15 protein-coding genes are annotated in these 16634 nt (G+C 62.7%); 8 read left to right on the top strand and 7 right to left on the bottom strand.

The annotated features are described in order from the left end of the window. Position 1: 1 nt before the first annotated feature. The 6 genes from VGO04_RS04500 to VGO04_RS04475 all read left to right on the top strand — a co-directional run bounded on the left by VGO04_RS04500 (position 2) and on the right by VGO04_RS04475 (position 6325). On the top strand, positions 2-1012 hold the full coding sequence (locus VGO04_RS04500) for an ABC transporter permease (RefSeq protein WP_327494826.1): 1011 nt from the start codon (positions 2-4) through the stop codon (positions 1010-1012). A gap of 11 nt (positions 1013-1023) precedes the next feature. After that, the gene (locus tag VGO04_RS04495; RefSeq protein ID WP_327494763.1) at positions 1024-2007 is read left to right on the top strand and encodes an ABC transporter permease; all 984 of its coding nucleotides are present in this window, start codon (positions 1024-1026) and stop codon (positions 2005-2007) included. A gap of 142 nt (positions 2008-2149) precedes the next feature. Next, positions 2150-3217 (top strand): ABC transporter substrate-binding protein, encoded by a 1068-nt coding sequence (locus tag VGO04_RS04490; protein ID WP_327494762.1) that lies wholly within the window; start codon positions 2150-2152, stop codon positions 3215-3217. Further along, the gene (locus VGO04_RS04485) at positions 3198-4280 is read left to right on the top strand and encodes an iron ABC transporter permease (protein WP_327494761.1); all 1083 of its coding nucleotides are present in this window, start codon (positions 3198-3200) and stop codon (positions 4278-4280) included. Before VGO04_RS04490 ends, VGO04_RS04485 begins: the two co-directional genes overlap by 20 nt. Continuing rightward, positions 4273-5031, top strand: a complete 759-nt coding sequence (locus tag VGO04_RS04480) for an ABC transporter ATP-binding protein (protein WP_327494760.1) — start codon at positions 4273-4275, stop codon at positions 5029-5031. The genes VGO04_RS04485 and VGO04_RS04480 overlap by 8 nt, the downstream gene beginning before the upstream one ends. Next, positions 5024-6325, top strand: coding sequence for a hypothetical protein (locus VGO04_RS04475; RefSeq protein ID WP_327494759.1), 1302 nt, complete (start codon positions 5024-5026; stop codon positions 6323-6325). The genes VGO04_RS04480 and VGO04_RS04475 overlap by 8 nt, the downstream gene beginning before the upstream one ends. A 291-nt stretch (positions 6326-6616) precedes the next feature. Here VGO04_RS04475 and VGO04_RS04470 read toward each other — a convergent pair whose 3' ends face one another. Next, positions 6617-7471, bottom strand: a complete 855-nt coding sequence (locus VGO04_RS04470; RefSeq protein WP_327494758.1) for an EamA family transporter — start codon at positions 7469-7471, stop codon at positions 6617-6619. Beyond that, a complete protein-coding gene (locus VGO04_RS04465; protein WP_327494757.1) occupies positions 7468-8082 on the bottom strand; it encodes a nitroreductase family protein in 615 nt (204 codons plus the stop codon). Before VGO04_RS04465 ends, VGO04_RS04470 begins: the two co-directional genes overlap by 4 nt. A gap of 105 nt (positions 8083-8187) precedes the next feature. On the opposite strand from VGO04_RS04465, the gene VGO04_RS04460 reads away from it, so the two are divergent. Beyond that, a complete protein-coding gene (locus tag VGO04_RS04460; protein WP_327494756.1) occupies positions 8188-9078 on the top strand; it encodes a LysR family transcriptional regulator in 891 nt (296 codons plus the stop codon). Between the two features lie 7 nt (positions 9079-9085). Here VGO04_RS04460 and VGO04_RS04455 read toward each other — a convergent pair whose 3' ends face one another. From VGO04_RS04455 to VGO04_RS04435, 5 genes are all read right to left on the bottom strand, one after another. Beyond that, positions 9086-12202, bottom strand: coding sequence for an efflux RND transporter permease subunit (locus tag VGO04_RS04455; protein WP_327494755.1), 3117 nt, complete (start codon positions 12200-12202; stop codon positions 9086-9088). A gap of 36 nt (positions 12203-12238) precedes the next feature. After that, positions 12239-13414, bottom strand: a complete 1176-nt coding sequence (locus tag VGO04_RS04450) for an efflux RND transporter periplasmic adaptor subunit (protein ID WP_327494754.1) — start codon at positions 13412-13414, stop codon at positions 12239-12241. A 263-nt stretch (positions 13415-13677) separates the two neighbouring features. Next, on the bottom strand, positions 13678-14181 hold the full coding sequence (locus VGO04_RS04445; protein ID WP_327494753.1) for an SRPBCC family protein: 504 nt from the start codon (positions 14179-14181) through the stop codon (positions 13678-13680). After that, entirely contained in the window at positions 14174-14692 is a 519-nt protein-coding gene (locus tag VGO04_RS04440; protein ID WP_327494752.1) for an SgcJ/EcaC family oxidoreductase, read from the bottom strand. Before VGO04_RS04440 ends, VGO04_RS04445 begins: the two co-directional genes overlap by 8 nt. Then, positions 14689-15285, bottom strand: coding sequence for a DUF6506 family protein (locus tag VGO04_RS04435; protein WP_327494751.1), 597 nt, complete (start codon positions 15283-15285; stop codon positions 14689-14691). The genes VGO04_RS04440 and VGO04_RS04435 overlap by 4 nt, the downstream gene beginning before the upstream one ends. 95 nt (positions 15286-15380) lie before the next feature. Here VGO04_RS04435 and VGO04_RS04430 point away from each other — a divergent pair, with 95 nt between their 5' ends. Continuing rightward, positions 15381-16307, top strand: coding sequence for a LysR family transcriptional regulator (locus VGO04_RS04430; RefSeq protein WP_327494750.1), 927 nt, complete (start codon positions 15381-15383; stop codon positions 16305-16307). Positions 16308-16634 lie beyond the last annotated feature (327 nt).

The raw sequence follows: 16634 nt of genomic DNA, 5'->3' as shown, positions 1-16634 counted from the left end.
GATGACGACGATCGAGACCCCTGCCCCGCAACAGTCAGGCTCGGTTTCATCGGGCAACCGGTTGCTGACGCTTGCGAGCCGCTACGGCACCTTCGTCGCCTTTCTGGCGCTGATCCTCTTCAACGTGGCCGTCACCCCCAACTTCCTCTCCTTACAGACGCTGAACGTGAACCTGACACAGGTCGCGACCATCGTCATCGTGGCGACGGGCATGACGCTCGTCATCGCCACAGGGGGCATTGATCTCTCGGTCGGATCGTTGATGGCCATTGCCGGCGCATTGGCGCCGATGATCTTCATGGGGCAGTTCTGGCAGGTGGAGAGCATGGCTCTGGCGGTGGCGCTCGCCTTTCTGCTGCCGGTGGTGGTGGCTGCCCTCTTCGGCCTGTTCAACGGCTTCCTGGTCACGCGCTTTTCGATCCAGCCGATCATCGCCACGCTGGTGCTCTTCATCGCCGGCCGCGGCATCGCCCAGGTCATGACCAACGGAAATTTGCAGGTCTTCAAGAACGAAGGCTTCCAGTTCATCGCCCTTGGTCGCATCGCCGGCATCCCGGCGCAGGTCGTGCTGATGCTGGTCATCGTCGCGGCCGCCTGGGCAATGATCCGCTATACCGTCATCGGCCGCCAGATCATCGCCGTCGGAGGCAACGAAAAGGCGGCGCGCCTCACCGGCGTACCGGTCAAAAGGGTCAAGCTTTTCGTCTACATGATGAGCGGTGCGCTTGCCGGCATCGCGGGCCTCATCGTCGTGGCGCGCAACTCAGCAAGCGACGCGAACCTTGTCGGCCTCGGCATGGAACTCGACGCGATCGCCGCAGTCGCCGTCGGCGGCACGCTTCTTTCCGGCGGTCGGGCCAACATCGTCGGCACCGTGCTTGGCGCGCTCGTCATCCAGCTGGTGCGTTATACGCTTCTTGCCAACGGCGTGCCGGATGCGGCTGCCCTCATCGTCAAGGCCGGGCTGATCGTCACGGCCGTCTTCATCCAGCAGCGTGCCGGCCGGCAGTAGAGGCAACCACCATGCAAACGATCCTTCGTCTCTTCATGGTCAAGAACGCCGGCGATCTCGCGAGACTCGGCGTCATTCTTGCGCTTGCCGGCCTCATTCTCTTCGGGGCGCTGCGCTATGACAATTTCCTGTCGCCCTACAACATCCTGAGTTTCCTGCGCTACAACTCCATGTTCGCGCTGATCGCGCTCGGCATGGCCTTCGTCATCATCACCGGCGGCATTGACCTGTCGGTCGGTGGAACGGCTGCGATGGCAAGCGTGGTCGCAGCACTGCTGTCGCCCTATCACTGGGCGGCGGGCCTTCTCGGCGGGATGCTGGCGGGCCTTGCCGTTGGCGCACTCAACGGCCTCATCATCACGAGAATGCGCATCCAGCCTTTCATCGCCACGCTCGCGACCATGCTGGCCGCCTACGGCACGGGCCTGCTTCTCGCCGACAACCAGTCGGTTTCCGTCTCCTACGACAGCGGCTTCACCGTGATCGGACAGGACGATTTTCTCGGCTTTCCGATCCCCGCCTGGATCGCGCTTGCGGCTTACATCCTCGGCTGGCTCGTGCTCGAAAAGTTGCCCGTCGGACGTCATGTCCTGGCGATCGGCGACGGCGAAGCGACCGCAGGGCTGATGGGCCTGAAGGTCGAACGGGCCCTGGCCGGGGTCTACCTCGCCTCGGGCACCCTTGCCGGCCTTGCCGGTGTCATCCTTGCCTCGCAGTTTGGGGCGGGACAACCGACCGAGGGCGTCGGCTGGGAGCTTTTCGCGATCGCCTCCGTCGTCGTCGGCGGCACGCTTTTGACTGGGGGCTCGGGCTCGGTCGGCGCGACGCTCGCGGGCGCGCTGCTGCTGGCCATGGTGTTCAACATCCTGAACTTCGAAAACGGGTTGGGCTGGATCTCGCTTTCGGCCTACTGGCAATCCGTCATCCGCGGCGCCTTCCTGCTCGTCGTCGTCGTCCTTCAGGCAAAGCTGATGGCGCGGCACCGCAGCGCCTGAACGTCACGCCTCCAGCGATAGCAAGCGGGCTTTGATTAGGTCAAACGCATACTGGACAGACCGCATTAACTTGACTAGTTAACTCATGATATTTCGCATGGCCATGCCGGGGCTCCCGGGTGGCCAGTCAAGGGAGTGAACTATGTCGAGCCGCCTCGGGACCCACATTGCGTTGGCCTTGTCCCTTTCGATCCTCGTGCCAGCAACGGCGCTTGCCGAATCCTCGTTTCTCGACCACCGCGGAAAGAAAATCACCTTCGCCAAGCCGCCGGAGCGCGTCGTCACGGTTGTCCGGTCCGCGCCGATCGTCTACCGCGCGGTTGACGAGAAGGCCGACCACATTGTCGGCATGAACAAGGATTCGCTGACGCGGTATTTCACCAAGGGCATCTACGCCGAGATGCTGCCGGAGATGGCCAAGATCAACGCCAGCGCCGCGCAGGACGGCTTCGTGCCGAACGTCGAGGCGATTCTTGCGGAAAAGCCAGATGCGGTGATCCAGTGGACCCACGACGAAAAGCTGATCGAGCCGCTGGAGCGCGTCGGCCTGACCGTCGTCGGCTGGCAGTGCTGCTCCGAACAGGACCGCCTCGACTACGTCACCCTCAGCGGCTACATGACCGGTCGCAACGATCGCGCCCAGGCGATCCTGAAGGCCCAGTCCGAGACCTTGAAGGCGCTCGACGAAAAGGTCGGCAAGCTCGACAAATCAGCACTTCCCACGGTCCTTCACATCGACAAAGTGGCCGATCAGATCCAGGTGATCGCCAACGGCTCGCAGGATCTGTCGCTGAGCGGCGTGACCAATCCGGCGGCCGACAACACAGGCGAATGGTGGCGTACGGTCGATTTCGAACAGCTTCTCGTCTGGAACCCGGACATCATCATCATTCCGGCCTACGCCACCGATCTCGATCCGCAGAAATTCTTCGACAATCCGGTCCTTGCCAGCCTGAAGGCGGTGAAGGAAAAGCGGGTCTACAAGCAGCCGGTCTTTGCCCGCACGCCCGACGCTCCGGAAATCTTCCTGACATCGGAGTGGCTCGCCGCCGTCGCTCACGGTGCCGCGTTTGCACCCGACTTCAAGAAGCAGATCGTCGACACCTACAAGCTGATCTATGGCGCCGACCTGTCGGCCGAGCAGGTCACGGCGATCCTCGAATCCGAAAGCAACACGCCGGCGAACCAGTATGCCGAGCTCTTCCGCTAAGGCTGCGGCAGGCGAAACGACAGAAATCCGGAGCCGAGCGAGACTCGGCTCCGGTTTCGTCCTTCCTGCCCTCATCTGTCTTCTCGTCGCCGTGACGCTCTATTCGGTGACGATCGGGCGTTACGATCTCTCCGTCGCGGATGTCGCTTACATCCTGATCGACAACGTCCACCCGCTGGTGACCCCCTATTGGGATCCGGTGCAGGAGATCGTGGTCGAGCAGGTCCGGGTGCCACGGATCCTGGCCGCGATCGTCATCGGTTTCGGCCTGTCCATGTCAGGCGCGGCGTTGCAGGGGCTTTTCCGCAACCCGCTCGTCGATCCGGGCATCATCGGCGTCACGTCTGGCGCCGGCTTCGGCGGCACGCTGGCAATTCTCCTGGGATTGCAGGGCTACCTGCTTCTGACGATGGCTTTCCTCTTTGGCATCGGCAGCGTCTTTCTCGTCAAGCTCCTGTCGACGGTGCGCGGGCGAACCAGCATGCTGACGCTGGTCCTGGCCGGCGTGGTGATATCGGCCTTCTTCTCCGCCGCCATTTCCATTGCCAAGCTGCTCGCCGATCCCTTCCAGAAACTGCCCGCCATCACCTATTGGCTGATGGGCAGCATCGCGTCGAGCAACTACCTGGACGTCCTTCTCGTCGCCGCCGCCGTGGTGCCGTCTGCCATTGCGATCTACCTCCTGCGCTTCCAGATCAACATCCTGTCGCTCGGCGAGGAAAAGGCCAGGGCGCTGGGCGCGAAGGTCCTGCTGGTGCAATGGATCGTGCTCGTCGCTTCGGCACTGATATCGGCAGGCGTGGTGGCAACGTCCGGCATCATCGGCTGGGTCGGCCTGGTGATCCCGCATGTCGCCCGCGCGCTCGTCGGCGCGGACCATCAGCGGCTGCTGCCGGTCTCCGGTGTGCTTGGTGCAATCTACCTGCTGCTGGTCGACAATTTGGCGCGCACGGTCACCACAGCCGAGATCCCGCTCGGCATCATCACCGCCCTGATCGGCGTTCCGGTCTTCGCCGTCATCCTGCGCCGTCTGCATGCCAAGGGAGGCTGGTCCGGTGATTGAGGCAAGCGACCTCACCGTCGAGCGCGGCGGCAAGACCATCCTTGAGAGCTACACCCTCAACCTCGAGCGCGCGCGCATCCTTGCGGTGCTCGGCGCAAACGGCGTCGGCAAGACGACCCTGATCAACACCCTGATCGGCGTCATAAAGCCGAAATCGGGGCAGCTTTCGATCGCCGGTCCGGTGGGCTTCGTTCCCCAGCTCTTCGAAGTACCGTTCTCCTACTCGGCTTTCGATATCGCCTTGATGGGAAGAGCACGCCATCTCGGCCTCTTCGGCGCGCCCGGACGCAAGGACTACGAGATCGTGCGGCACTACTTTCATCTGCTCGGCATCGAGCCTCTTGAACAGCAGACGTTCAATTCGCTGAGCGGCGGCCAGCGGCAACTGGTCATGATTGCGCAGGCGCTCGCCTCGGAGTGTGAATTGCTGGTGCTCGACGAACCGTGCGCGGCCCTCGACTACAAGAACCAGGACAAGGTTCTGGGGCTCCTTGAACACCTCAGGGACAAGCACGGCATGACGATCGTCTTTTCCACCCACATGCCGCAACACGCCGTCGAGATCGCCAGCGACGCCCTGCTGATGCTGAGCGGCACCGACTATGTCTGTGGGCCGACCACGGATGCGCTCAGCGCCGAAAACCTGTCGGCGCTCTACGACCTGCCGATCGCCCGGGCGGATTTCGAAGGATTGTCGAAACACACCTACGCGCCCGTGTTCCGCCACGATGGAGGACGTTTCGATGGCTGAAGCAGCGAAGGCAACCCGAGCAGGCATCGCCTACATCCACTGGGGTAACAGCTGGCAGCTTCGGAGCTTCCAGGATTTCCGCCACTGGCTCGACGACCTCATCTACATTCACGACCTTCCAAACGTCGATCTCGCGCGCTACGCCGCCGTCGTCATGCCGGACGCAATGGACGCCGCCGTCGTCGCTCCGCATGCGCAGCAATTGAACGCCTATCTGAAGGGGGGCGGTTTTCTCGTGGTCCTGCTGCAAGGCCATGCCGCCTGGCTCGACATTCCGGGGCTTGAGTGGACGCCTGGAAACTGCCGCGACTGGCTGTGGTGGACGAAAGGCGAGCAACTGGAAATCAGTCTCTCGTCACCACCCCACCCGATCACGGAAAGCATGCCGCTTGCCCATATGAGCTGGCATTGGGGCGGGTCCTACAATGTGCCCGAAGGCGCGCGTTCGATCGTGGAGATCGACGGCGGGCGCGGCAGCCTGTTTCTCGATTTCCCGTCACTGCCGAAAGGCGGACGCCTGCTTCTTGCGACGCTTGATCCGCACTCGCACAACGGCCAGCGCTTCATGCCGGCAACCACGCAGTTCCTGCGGTCGTTCTATCCCTGGCTCAATCGCGAACTCGGCATCGACAGGCCGGGGAAGAACCGGTTCACCTACCTGCAATGCTCGCATGTCCCGTCGGAATGGCACCCGGACTGGATCGAGAAAAGCCTCGGAGGAGCCGGCTTCGAAACGCAGTTTGCCCCCCTCTATCAACTCGGCCCCGAATTGCTTGAAAAGACGGATACGCTCTACATTCCAAGCAGCCACGACGAGTTTTTCCTGAAGCGCAGAGCCGAGGATCTGCTCGCCTTTCTGGCGCGGGGCGGAAACCTGATCATCTGCGCCGAACCGTGCCAGCCATGGCTGCCCTTCATGGCGCCGTTCCACGCCGTCAATCCCCGCCCCTTCTCCAACATCAAAGTGCGCGTCCGGGACGATCGGTTCCAGATCTTTTCGGATCTGGGTGACGGCTTCGACGGATGGGAGGGGATTTTCGGCCAGTACGCACGCGGCTGGAGCGACCCGCCTCCCGGCGCCATCTGGCTGACCGATGTCGGCCCCGTATCCGACCCCAAGCCGGCCGACTGGGTCTGGCAATATCCGACCCCCGATGGACGTGGCGGCTATGTCTTCATGCACAATGGCGACAACATGACCCGTTACCCCGACCGTGGCCCGAAGAAAGAGGCGCTCGTCGCCAACATCGCTGTCGCGCTCAGAAAACTCTCAACTGGCGCAATGTTGTTTTAGGCATCACGCCACCCTCGACAGGCCTGACCGCACGGAGTTCAGCAAGTGCTGAAGCGTCTCGAACGGTACGAGAACATCCACAGGACGAAGCGGGTAAGTCTAATACCGGGCTAACCCGCGTGGAGGAGGAACATTGCGTGATTGTGGCAGGCACGTGAAGGCGACGGTGCCCGCCCACTTCGCGCCGTCATTGCGTTGGCGGTTCGCAGTCCCACGAGCAAAACGTGCGGCTTGGTGATTGGTGGCAGGATTGATGCTCCGGCCACCTCGATGTTCGATCGGCCACGCCGTTCACGCTCCCTTCGGCGCGCGCTGGCTGAGCCAGATGCTACCGATGACGAGCAGGATACCGGCAAGCTGAAAGGCGCTGAGCGCCTGCCCCAGAAACACCCATCCGAGCACCACGGCCGTCAGCGGGCTCAGGAAGAGAAGGGCCGATACGGCCGACGATTCCAGCCGCGCCACACCGCGAAACCAGAGAACGTAGGTCAGAGCAGCTCCGATCACGCTCAGCCATGCAAGGGCGAACAGATTGGGAATGGTCGGAACGGGAATGGATGGTTCGAGGACCAGCGCCACCGGGACCAGCAGCAGTCCGCCGGCCGTCAGCTGCCACGCCGTCGACGTCAGCATCGTTTCGGGCGATTTCCACTTCCGCGCCAGAACGTTGCCGAACGCCATGGAAATGGCTCCGGCAAGGCCCGCGGCGATACCGATCTCATCCAGAGCCGCCTGCGGCGTCAGCACGAGCAGCGCGACGCCGGCGATGCCGACCAATGCCGCAACGACGGCCACCGGACGGATCGGCGTTTTCAACAGCAGTGCCGCGATGAAGACGACGATCAGAGGCTGGACCGCGGCAACCGTCGCCGCCACGCCGCCCGGCAGGCGGTAGGCGGCAACGAACAGCATGCTCAGGAAGAACGAGATGTTGAGGGCGCCGAGCACGAAGGAGCGCCACCACCAGATGCCTGTCGGCAGTCTTCTGACAATCAGGAGAAGGAGCAAGCCCGCAGGCAGCGCGCGCAACAGCGCGACAGTCAGCGGCGAGAAGCCTTTCAGGAACTCGGTAGTGACGATGTAGGTGCTGCCCCAAATGACGGGCGCCAGCGCCGTGAGAGCAATGTCGGAACGATGGGGTCTCATGAGAAATGCAAGACCTCGCCAGTTGCGCGGCGGGACTTTTGAGGCCAGTTTCCGGTTGCTGCGCGACCGACAGCCAAGAGCATGACGGGAACTTCGTCCGGTCCAAGGTCGAACTCACGCGAGACGCCGTCAGCGTCGAACCCGCCCATCGGGCCAGTCGACAATCCCTGAGCTTCCGCCGCGTAGATCAGCGTGGCGGCACCGAGCGTTGCCGAACGCACCGCTTCGTCACGAGCAGCCTTTGCGTCGGCATATTGGGTGCGCACGCTCTCCTGCCAGCCGGATGCGGTCTCAGCGTGCATGAGGCCCGTATCGACGAAGGGACGCAGCCTTTCGGCAAGCGCCCGGTGGTCGGGATGCTGGCCGATGACGATGAAGGTCACGGCCGCCTCCAACACCTTCGCCTGGCCGTATGCCAGACGACGCAGCCGCGCTTTGCCTTCCGGTGTCCTGACGGCGATGAAGCGCCAGTTCTGGAGATTGTAGGCCGTTGGGGCACGGGTCGCCAAACGCACCAGCTCCTCGATTTGCGCGTCCGCCAGTTCGTGTGTTGCGTCGAACAGATTGGCCGACACGCGCTGTTCGATGAGGGCGATCATGGGGTTTGTCATGTGTCTGATCCAATTGATTGGCTGTTGGACCGACGATAATTGAATTTACCTGCAGTTGATAATAATACAATATGGCAAGACATAATTCACAATTGGAAAACAGTGATGGATCGCTATACCGCGCTTAATGTCTTCCGCCACGTCGCCGAGCTCGACAGTTTCGCCGAAGCCGGCCGGAGGCTGGGCCTGTCGCCGGCGGCTATCAGCAAGAATATTGCCGAACTTGAAGCAAGGGTCGGAACTCGGCTGATCAACCGCACCACACGGCGCATGGCGCTGACCGACGAAGGCAAGCTCTATCTCGAACATGTCGTGCGCGGGCTCGACGCTTTGCAGGAAGCAGACAAGGCGTTGGACCCGGTTAGGCAGACACCGGGGGGCATTCTGCACGTTGCGGCGCCGATGACCTTCACCCTGATGAAGCTCTCAGCAACGATCCCGGCGTTCCTGTCGCGCTACCCGGATCTCTCGCTCGACCTTAAACTTGACGACAGGCGCGTCGACATTGTCAGGGAAGGCTTCGACCTCGCCATTCGCGGCAGCGACAGTCTCGAGGACTCCAGCCTCATCGCCCGGAAACTCACGGTCATGCCGCATGTGGTTTGTGGGTCGCCCGCCTATTTTGCGGCCCACGGAAGACCCGCGACGCCCACTGAGTTGAAGCCACACAACTTCGTCCGCTTCAGTCTGTCAGGACATGCGGACGCATGGGAGTTCCGCAAGGACGGCCGAACGGAACGGGTGGCGGTCAAGGCCCGTTATTCGGTGACGTCGAGCCTGGCGGTCCGCGATGCGCTCCGCGCCGGTTTCGGTCTCAGCCTCATCCCCCATGCCTATGTCGAGGACGACCTTGCCAGCGGCAGGCTGCAACGGGTGCTCTCCGACTGGGAAACGGTCGAGACCGCGCTCTATGCCATCTATCCGTCCCGACAGCACCTTGCACCGAAGACCCGCGCATTTCTGGATTTCCTGTCCGAAACGTTCGGCCGCGCGTAGTTGCCCGTCACCGTGTCGCAACGGAGCCGCTCGACGGGCGAAGCAGACGCGATATCCCCTGCCTCAGATCCTCCATGTAGAGGTAGATCACCGGCGTGACGAAGAGAGTGACCAGTTGTGACACCAGGAGCCCGCCGACCACGGCAACGCCGAGCGGCTGGCGCAACTCAGCGCTTGCGCCACTGCCGAGCGCGATCGGCAGGGTGCTCATGATCGCAGCAAGGGACGTCATCATGATCGGGCGGAAGCGCATCAAACAGGCCTTGTGAATGGCCTCACGGGACGGCGCGCCGGCGCGCTGCAACACCAGCGCCACGTCGATCATCATGATGGCGTTCTTCTTGACGATGCCGATCAGCATGAGAACGCCCACGATGGCGATGATCGAAAGGTCGAAGCCGCAAAAGTAGATCGCGAGAAGCGCGCCGGAAATGGCCGAAGGCAGCCCGGAAAGCACGGTCAGCGGATGGATCAGGCTTTCATAGAGGACGCCGAGCACGAGGTAGATCGTGACGATCGCCGCGAGGATCAAAATCCCCTGGTTGGCGGCAGCGTCCTCGAAAAGCTGGGTGGTGCCGTAGTTGTGCGTCGTCACCTCGCTTGGCATGCCGATGCTCGCCTTGAGCCGATTGACCTCGGCAAGGGCGTCACCGAGCGCGACGCCGGCCGGCAGGTTGAAGGATAGGGTCACGGCCGGCAGCTGGCCCAACTGGTTGATGGTGAGCGGCCCTGACACCGTCTCCGTGCGGGCGAAAGCCCCGAGGGGCACGAGCCCGCCATTGGCGCTTTCGACACGCAGTTCAGCTAACTTGTCTGCCGACCATTGCACTCCAGGATCGAGCTCCATGATCACGTCGTAGCTGTCGCCGGGCGTATAGATCGTCGAGATCTGTTCCGAACCGAAACTGCCATAGAGCATCGTGCGCACAGCACTTGCGTCGACCCCGAGCGTCGCCGCCTTGTCGAGATCGACCTGCAATCGTGCCTGTGGCGCGTTGATCTGGAGGTCGCTGTTGACGTCGGTGAAGAAAGTCCTGTCAGCGCCCATCGCATCGCGGAGCTTCTGCGCCCATTCGTTCATCTGCGGCTGGTCGAGGCTCTGAAGCACGAGCTGATATTGGCTTGCGGAGGCGCGCGATCCGACCGAGAGGTTCTGGATCGGGGACATATAGGCCTGGATGCCAGGGATCGTTGCAAGCGCGCGACGAAGATTTGCAAGAACGGTTTGAAGCGGCGGTCTGTCTGCCTTGGGCTTGAGCTCGACAAACAGCCGTCCGGTGTTCAGCGCGGTCGACGTGCCACCTGAGCCGATCGTGCTTGCCACATGGGCGACGTAGGGCGAGCGAGCGAAAACCTCTTCCACCTTCGACTGCAGCTCAGACATCGCAGCGAAGGAAATGTCCTGCCGCGCCTGGGTCGTGACCTGTAGCTGCCCGATGTCCTCCTGGGGGAAAAATCCCTTCGGGATCGTGGCGATCTGGTAGCCGGTGATCGCGACCGTCGCGCAGAAGAACAGAAGCACCAGCGCACGTTCTCGGATGCAGATCGAAAGCGCCCGCTCATAGGCTTGCGTGATGCGGGCGAAGCCACGCTCGAAAGCAAGATCGAGCCGCGCAAGCGAGCCGACATGTCCTCCACCACGTGCGTTGGCGGGAAGGCGCGCCGACAGCATGGGCGTCAGCGTCAACGAGACAAACGCCGAGGCAAGAATCGCCACGGTGACGACGACGGCGAACTCGTTGAGGATGCGGCCGATCACGCCCCCCATCAGCAGAACCGGGATAAACACCGCGACCAGCGAGAGCGAGATCGCGACGATGGTGAAGCCGATTTCCTTCGACCCGACCAGTGCCGCCGTGAAGGCATCGAGCCCCTCCTCTTCCATGTGCCGGACAATGTTTTCCAGCATGACGATGGCATCGTCGACCACCAGCCCGACAGAGAGCGTGAGCGCCATCAGCGAAATGTTGTCGATCGAAAAGCCGAGCGGGTACATCGCCGCAAAGGTTGCGACGATCGAGATCGGCACGGCGAGCGCCGGGATCAGCGTTGCCCAGAGGCGGCGCACGAAGGCGAATATGACGAGGATCACCAGGCCGACCGTAAGGATGAGGGTGAATTGAACGTCCCGGACGGCGCCGCGCACGGAGGTCGAGCGATCACTGAGCGTTTCGATGGTGGCGGAAGCCGGCAACGACTGGCGCAAGGACGGCAGCAGTGCCTGTACCCGGTCGACGACTTCGACGGTATTGGCGTCTGGTTGGCGCTGGATTGCGAGGATGATCGCGCGTGAGCCGTCATGCCAACTGGCCGTCTGGTTGTTGGCAACGGAATCGATGACGGTGGCAACGTCGCCCAGGCGCACGGACTTGCCGTCGACGCTCTTGATGATGATGTTTGCGAAACTCGCCGCGTTCATCCGCTGGGTATCGGCGACAATCGCCACCTGTCGGTCGCGGGTTTGCGCAGTGCCAAGCGGCGAATTGTCGTTGGCCGCTGCGACCGCTGTTTTCAACTGATCGACGGAAATGCCGCGGGCGGCGAGCGCGTCCGGATGCATCTGGATGCGCACGGCAAACTGCTGGCTGCCGAGGATCGACACTTCGGCGACGCCATCGAGCACCGACAGGGTGGGCGAGATGACCTGCTGGGCGACCGCGTCGAGGTCGGTAAGCGGGACCGTATCGCTCTTCAGCGCCAGCAACAGCACGGGCGCATCCGCCGGGTTGACCTTGCGGTAGCTCGGCGGTGCGGGCATGTCCTGAGGCAGCAGCCGGAGCGTTCTGGTAATCGCGGCCTGCACGTCGGCTGCCGCCGCATCGATGTTGCGCCCGAGCACGAACTCGATCGAGATCGACGTTGCTCCCAGCGCATTCGTCGTCGAGATCGTGTCGATGCCGGCGATGGTGGCGAACTGCTTGATCAGCGGCGTGGCGACCGAAGTTGCCATCGTCTCGGGCGATGCGCCGGGCAAGGTGGCTGACACATTGATAACCGGGAAGTCGGTGCGCGGAAGGGCTGCAATCGGCAGGACGAGATAGCTGAAGGCGCCGGCAAGGATGAGCGCTACCGACAGCAGCGCTGTGGCGATCGGACGGCGAATGCTGAACTCGGACAGTGGCATTTCCTTCACTCCGAACTGTCGCCAATGGCAACAGGATCAATCGGTGAGCGTCTGCCCGCCGGCATTCGTCGCGACAACGACATCCCCGGCTTTCAGGCGCGCTTGTCCTTCGGTAACGACCTTATCTCCCGCTGCGAGCCCCGAGCCGATAGCCGCGACCTTGCCGTCGTCGAGCAGCAGCGAGACCGCACGCATTTCCACCGTGTTGTCGTCCTTCACATGGAAGACGAACGGCCCGTTCTGGCCGGGCTGGACGGCGACGCTCGGGATGGCAGGCGCCTGGTGTAATTGCTGCTTTTCGATATCAACGTCGACGAACTGACCGGGCCAAAGCTTTTGTGCCGAATTGGGGAAAGTCGCCCGCATGGCGATCGTGCCGGTGGTCGCATCGACGGAGGAGTCGATGAAATCGAGCATGCCTTCGCCAATGATCGTATCGGAACCGCTCGGCCGGGCGCGGACCCGTGTCGGCGTGCCGTGATCAAGCAGATCCTTGAATGTCTGCAACTGTTCTTCCGGCAGCCGGAACGTCACCTCGATCGGGTCTATCGCCGTGATCGTCACCAGATTGTTCGATGCCGAACCGGATTGCCCGACGAGATCTCCGAGCGCCACCTGAACGGCGCCGAGGCGCCCGGTGATCGGGGCGGTGATCTCGGTCAGGCTCAGCGTGACCTCATCGGTCTGAACCGTCGCGCGGTCGGCATCAAGCGTCGCATCAGCCGACATCCGCACGGAAAGGGCGGTGTCGTAAGCCTGCTGAGTGCCCGTGCGATCGTCGCGTAACGTTTTCGCGCGCTCAAGCTCGGTGTCGGCGTCGGAGAGCAATGCCGTATCCTTCGCGACCAACGCCTGGTCGCGGGCAAGCTGCGCCTTCACGGTGCGATCGTCGAGCGAAAAGAGCAGGTCGCCTTCCTTGACCATCTGCCCGTCCTTCACATGGATCGCGGTGATCTGGCTGGCGATGCGCGCGCCGATCTCCACCGTGTCCGGGGCCTGGACGCTGCCCAGCGCATGCACGACGACGGGCAGGTCGCGAAGCGTGACGGTCGCCGTCTCAACCGATACGCCGTTGCCATGCCTGGTGTCGACCGCGTCGGTGGAGAGCTTCGCCGCTGTTGGCACGGTGTATCGCGTCACGGCAAAGCCGATCGCGGTAAACAAGAGGATGATGACGGCGATGCGCAACATCATGCTGGATCGATTTGCCATTCGCGCCTCCCGCACAACTCGGTTTCGGCACCAGGCGGACCGCCCGCGCGGGAGGTTCCGTCGTTTCGGCAACGCGGCCTAGCGAAAGTGTTTCACATCGCAATCGGCGTCGTGCCAACGCGTTTGAAATTGGGCGCGAATCTGGCCGCTTCAATGGCGCAACACGCTGAAAAACAATTAAAAATTGTTCATGTTCGGGATAGGTTCCTTGCTGGCTACGGCATCAGCGTCGCCATAATCAGGGATCTCCTTCCCAGTGAGGCTTAGAGGGGAAATCGAGGTACGCCGACAATCTCGCGCTGGCCCGGCGCCTGCTCTCGTTCGTCTGCAAGCGGCTGGAGCAGCGCGTAACATCCGACGTTGCGTTCACCAGCGTCGTCCGGGCGATCAAGAAATGCGCTCTGCTCGGTGTAGACAAGACGGGTGCCGGCACTGTCGGCCGCGAACTGCAGAGTTCCCAACGATATCGAAATCGGTGTTCCCGAAACTGTCATCGTGTAGGAGAACACGATCCGCTCGTTTGGAACGATTTCCAGGTAGATCGTATCGTTGGTCATCGTCGGGCCGTCGCCGAAGCGGAAACGGCTCCTCTCACGTCCGCCTACCGTGAAATCCGAGGTGAACTCGTCAATCGTCCACCCCTCCCCCTCAACGAACCAGCGCCGCTTGATCGCGGCGTCGGCGAAGGCATGAAAGACGCATCTTGGCGGCGCGGCATAGCTGCGGCGAATGACGAAGGTGGCGTGGCCGACGGATCGTTCAATCATGGCGGTCTTCCTGGCCGCTGGTCATTTTATTCACGACCCACTGCTGCGTGGCGATCTTTTCGCTCTGGTAGGTGGTGTTCTGAGCCATCACGATCTTCCAGCTGCCTTCATAACGACCAAGTATGTAGAGCGGCCGCCCTTCCTCGTCGTCCTGCCGCCTGTTGCCTTCAGCATCGACCGGAACCTGCCGGACGTTGACGGCGGCGATCCCCTCGCCGAGGAACGTGATGCGCTCGGCCTCGTAGAAGGCCTGGAAATCGCGCAAGACGGTCGGAAGCACGGCACGCGTGAAGTCGCGTATCGCCGACCAGCCGTCGATCCGGCGACCGAAGGCTGTCGTCCACAGGGCTTGCGGCCCAAGCAGCGCGCAAAACCCGTCGGCGTCGCGCAGCCACTGGGTCTGTTCCACCCGGGCAACAAGATCGAGGATCGCCTCGACATCGCCGATATCTGGCCCAGGCCCTCCGTGGATTTGCACAACCTCGGGAACGGATCGCGGGCGCGGGATCAATGCACGTATCCTTGCGCGCCCGTTTGCGCCAAGATCGCATCGATAGTGACAGCACCGACACCGACTGCGGCACGCCCGTCGACGGCATCGATCACTGCCGCCGCACCCGCGCTGGTGAAGCCGCCATAGAGTTCGATCAGGCCAACCCCGTCTTCAACCAGAGCCATGGCGACAGATGCGGCAACGCGCTCGTCCGGTACCGGAACAAAGATCAGATGTTGCGGTGGGAACGCCGGGACGAAACGATCGTGAACCGGATCTGCGCCAGGCTCTAGCAGCAGAAAAGCCCCGTCCGGCGGCCGGCCGGCGATAGAGGCTTCCCTGAAGCGATGGGCGGCGCCGAGCGACTCGACGCCGAAGGTGACGGAGCTCACGCGGACACGAGAACCGGCCGCCGCCGCAACGACTGCGCGCCAACGGGGCGAAATGCCGCCACAAAGTTCGATGAGCTGAACGCCGTCATCGGCCAGCCCCCTTGCGATGTACGGCAGATCATCGAGATTATCCACCGCGACGATGGTGAGATCAGCGCGACGGATGCGATCACGCCCCTCCCGTGCACCCGATGCATAATAGACGATCGCCCGTTTCATTTCCCGCTCCATAGAACCGTCCTCGAAGCATTGCCTCAACTGAACGATCCATGTAATTGCTCGAATATCGATCACTCTGATCATGAATGGCGATCATGCTCGATGCCCTTACGCTCGACCAGTTGCGCGTTTTCGTTGCCGTCGTCGACCACGGCTCGTTTCGGGCAGCCGCACGTGCGCTCGGACGGGCGCAATCCGGCCTCAGCAGCGCCATCCTCAACCTGGAAGCCGAACTACGCCTGCCCTTGTTCGATCGCTCCCAGCACCGGCCGCAACTGACCGACGAAGGCGCAACGCTGCTGGCCGAAGCAAGGACGCTGCTGATCAAGGCGGATGCCTTGCGTGCCCGGGCCAATGGCTTCAATCAGGGCATGGAATCGGCGCTGCGGATTGCACTCGATCCCTTGCTTCCCCTGCCGGATATCGCCTCGGTCCTCAGCGATTTCGCACGCGCACATCCGGCGGTGCGGGTCGAACTCGTGACGGCCCCAATGACCATGGCGCTCAATCTGGTGCTCGACGGGGATTGCGACCTCGGACTGACGGCCGCGCAGGAGACAGACCCCCATATCGCCAGCGAAGCGATCGCCGCCTTTGCGGGCATGGTTCCGGTCTGCGGCCCCTCGCATCCGCTCGCGCTTGCGCCTGAGGGCACTGCCGGACTGACAACGGTCGATCTGGCCGACCACGTACAGATCGTCGTCGCCGATCCCATCGTCGATGCGAAGGGGCGTAGCTACGCGGTTTACTCACAGCAGACGCTGCGGGTGAGCGATCTTGCAACCAAGCACGCACTCATTCTTGCCGGAGCCGGCTGGGGGCATCTGCCCCTCTGGCTGGTGGCCGCGGATCTTGGCGAAGGTCGACTAACCGAGGTTCCGCTTGCCGCCCGCGACGGCCTCAGCAGGCCAATGCTGCCGTTCTATACGATCCGCCGCATCGACCGGGTCCGCGGCCCGGCGATGGAAAGTCTGTGCCGGCTCATGATCGAGCACTTCCGCACCCGGGCGCAGGATAGATAGCCAGCGGACCCTGTTGCGATCCCCGCCGTTGCTTAGCGTGGAAGAGGCACTCGCGCGCACCGTTTCAACACTTGACGCAGGCCCATCGAGCGTTTGAGATCGCGGCCGACGTGGATTCCGTCTTGCAACGGGGTGACCGCGTCCCCATCTCAGTTCCTCTGCGCCGCCTCGCCAGGCGACGCCTTCCCCACCGGCCCGATCATGCCACCTCGCGCAATCGACGCGATGAACATCATTCAGCAAAGGCTACCCCATGGCGCATTATCCGGACATTCTCCTTCACATCGACGGCACCTGGCGCGCTGCGCGCTCCGGCAAGAGCATTCC

Source organism: Ensifer sp., assembly GCF_035999185.1.
Classification (GTDB): Bacteria; Pseudomonadota; Alphaproteobacteria; order Rhizobiales; family Rhizobiaceae; genus Ensifer.
Note: the sequence above shows the minus strand (reverse complement) of the source record. Positions and strands in the feature narration are given on the sequence as shown.

Excerpts from the sequence above, each read along its gene's own strand:
- VGO04_RS04500 (WP_327494826.1), top strand. The coding sequence starts at position 2 with ATGACGACGATCGAGACCCCTGCCCCGCAACAGTCAGGCTCGGTTTCA.
- VGO04_RS04495 (WP_327494763.1), top strand. The coding sequence starts at position 1,024 with ATGCAAACGATCCTTCGTCTCTTCATGGTCAAGAACGCCGGCGATCTC.
- VGO04_RS04490 (WP_327494762.1), top strand. The coding sequence starts at position 2,150 with ATGTCGAGCCGCCTCGGGACCCACATTGCGTTGGCCTTGTCCCTTTCG.
- VGO04_RS04485 (WP_327494761.1), top strand. The coding sequence starts at position 3,198 with ATGCCGAGCTCTTCCGCTAAGGCTGCGGCAGGCGAAACGACAGAAATC.
- VGO04_RS04475 (WP_327494759.1), top strand. The coding sequence starts at position 5,024 with ATGGCTGAAGCAGCGAAGGCAACCCGAGCAGGCATCGCCTACATCCAC.
- VGO04_RS04470 (WP_327494758.1), bottom strand. The coding sequence starts at position 7,471 with ATGAGACCCCATCGTTCCGACATTGCTCTCACGGCGCTGGCGCCCGTC.
- VGO04_RS04465 (WP_327494757.1), bottom strand. The coding sequence starts at position 8,082 with ATGACAAACCCCATGATCGCCCTCATCGAACAGCGCGTGTCGGCCAAT.
- VGO04_RS04460 (WP_327494756.1), top strand. The coding sequence starts at position 8,188 with ATGGATCGCTATACCGCGCTTAATGTCTTCCGCCACGTCGCCGAGCTC.
- VGO04_RS04455 (WP_327494755.1), bottom strand. The coding sequence starts at position 12,202 with ATGCCACTGTCCGAGTTCAGCATTCGCCGTCCGATCGCCACAGCGCTG.
- VGO04_RS04450 (WP_327494754.1), bottom strand. The coding sequence starts at position 13,414 with ATGGCAAATCGATCCAGCATGATGTTGCGCATCGCCGTCATCATCCTC.
- VGO04_RS04445 (WP_327494753.1), bottom strand. The coding sequence starts at position 14,181 with ATGATTGAACGATCCGTCGGCCACGCCACCTTCGTCATTCGCCGCAGC.
- VGO04_RS04435 (WP_327494751.1), bottom strand. The coding sequence starts at position 15,285 with ATGAAACGGGCGATCGTCTATTATGCATCGGGTGCACGGGAGGGGCGT.
- VGO04_RS04430 (WP_327494750.1), top strand. The coding sequence starts at position 15,381 with ATGCTCGATGCCCTTACGCTCGACCAGTTGCGCGTTTTCGTTGCCGTC.